This is a genomic window from Xenorhabdus santafensis (assembly GCF_033949405.1).
In the GTDB taxonomy this organism is placed as follows: domain Bacteria; phylum Pseudomonadota; class Gammaproteobacteria; order Enterobacterales; family Enterobacteriaceae; genus Xenorhabdus; species Xenorhabdus santafensis.
The window spans coordinates 1-2,021 of the sequence record NZ_VCDN01000145.1; the positions used below are offsets into that span (position 1 = coordinate 1).

Genomic DNA, 2,021 nt, shown 5'->3' on the forward strand with positions numbered 1-2,021 from the left:
TTTAGACTGTTTTTATTTGCCGGAATTATTTATTTGAGTGAAGCTATGGATAAAGAGAATAGATGCGAAACGGGTGTGAATAACACAAGTTTTATCCGTCGTATTGCATGGGTTAACATTGCCTTTCAATCATTATTTCCTATTGTTGTCAGTTTTTCTCCGGCTATGGCTGCCGACACAGATAAACAAATTAACAAAGAATCAAAAATTGTGCCGATAAGCCAAGGATATACGATTCAAGAAAATGAAACCTTGAATGATGTCTCAAAAAAAACCAATGCGACAATTGATCAAATAAAAGCAGTCAACCCTCAACTCTCCTTGTTTAGTGATAATGCATTGTTAACACCAGGAGAATCTATTGTCATCCCTGAGAGAAAAAAATGGCTGAAATTACCTGATGCTCAACAAGAGACAAAACAGCAAGAACCCACGGAACAAGAAAAACAGCTTGCCCATGTTGTTGAGCGGACTGGGCACTTTTTAAAAAGCGATCCCAGTATAGATCGTGCGGCTGATCTCGTCCGTTCATCCCTTGTCAGTAAAGCTAATGGCGAAATTGAGCAATGGCTGAGGAAGTTCGGTCATGCGCGTGTTCAACTGAATCTTGATAAAAAATTCTCTCTGGCTGGCTCTCAATTTGATGGGCTTTTTCCTTTGTGGGAGCAAAAGGAAAATCTTATCTTTAATCAAAGCAGCCTGCATAAAACCGATGGCAGGACACAAGTTAATTTAGGCTTGGGCTGGCGCTATTTCACGCCAGAATATATGTATGGCAATAATATATTCTTTGACCATGATTTATCTCGCCAGCATTCCCGTGTTGGCCTTGGCGTCGAATATTGGCGTGATTATTTAAAACTGAGTGCTAATGGTTATTTGAAAATCAGCGATTGGAAAGATTCCCCGGAGATAGAAGACTATCGCGCCCGCCCGGCAAATGGTTGGGATATTCGCGCTGAAGGGTATTTAAAACATTATCCTCAATTGGGCGCGAAATTAATGTATGAAAAGTATTATGGTCATGAAACGGGGCTGTTTGGCAAGGATAAACGCCAGAATAATCCTCAGGCATTGACTGCGGGTATTACATATACTCCGGTGCCATTAATTACTTTGGGCGCGGAGAGAAAGCAGGGGAATTCGGGCCAGCATGATACAAAATTAAATCTCCAGATCAATTATCAATTCGGTATGTCGTGGGCGAAACAAATTTCAACCGAGGCAGTTTCTCAACTACGTACATTAGCGGCTAATCGCTATAGCTTTGTTGACAGGAATAATAATATTGTTCTGGAATACCAGAAAAAAGAAGTGATTAATTTACGGTTAGATAAAGAAATCAACGGGTATGCCGGTGAAGAAAAACCGTTGAACGTGGCTGTGACGTCAAAATATGGTTTAGCGCGTATTGATTGGGATGTGGCATCATTAGTGGCGAATGGGGGCAGCGTGGTTGAAAAAGAACACCATGACTATCATATTTTTTTGCCAAATTACCAATATGGTAAGGATGCTAAAAATACCTATCAAATTTCCGCGGTTGCCATCGATAAAAAAGGGAATCGTTCATCTCGTGTTTTCCTTCAGGTTATTGTTTCCTCCGCAGCGATAGACACCGCCCGAAGCCGGTTTTTGCCCGAAAAAATTGAGATGCCCGCAGATGGCAAAAGCACCAGACAAGTCATACTGGAGATCAGAGATAAAAATAACTCACCTATTGATGTTGATGTCCGAGAGCTGCATCTTCAGATTGATCCGGAACATAAAACGCAGGCAAGCCGCTCGACAGACAATCCATCTGTTCAGGTTTCTGCTTTCCAGCGTATTGATGTGGCGAAGTATGCCCTCATAGTCACTGCCGGCACCCGCCCTGAGAGGGTGAAGCTGACACCATTTAGCCGAAATGTGGCTTTCTCTTTTGCCCATGTGATAACGAAAGCCAATGAGAAAACGGCTCAGATCAAACCTGACCAACTGAAAATACTGACGGATAACGTGCCGGCTGACGGGGTGTCAAC

At 42.5% G+C, this 2,021-nt stretch carries 1 protein-coding gene; it reads left to right on the forward strand.

Annotated elements, in window-relative coordinates:
• Positions 1 to 45 precede the first annotated feature (45 nt).
• A partial coding sequence (locus tag FE392_RS19300) for an inverse autotransporter beta domain-containing protein (protein WP_319931768.1) occupies positions 46 to 2,021 on the forward strand: 1,976 nt, incomplete at its 3' end.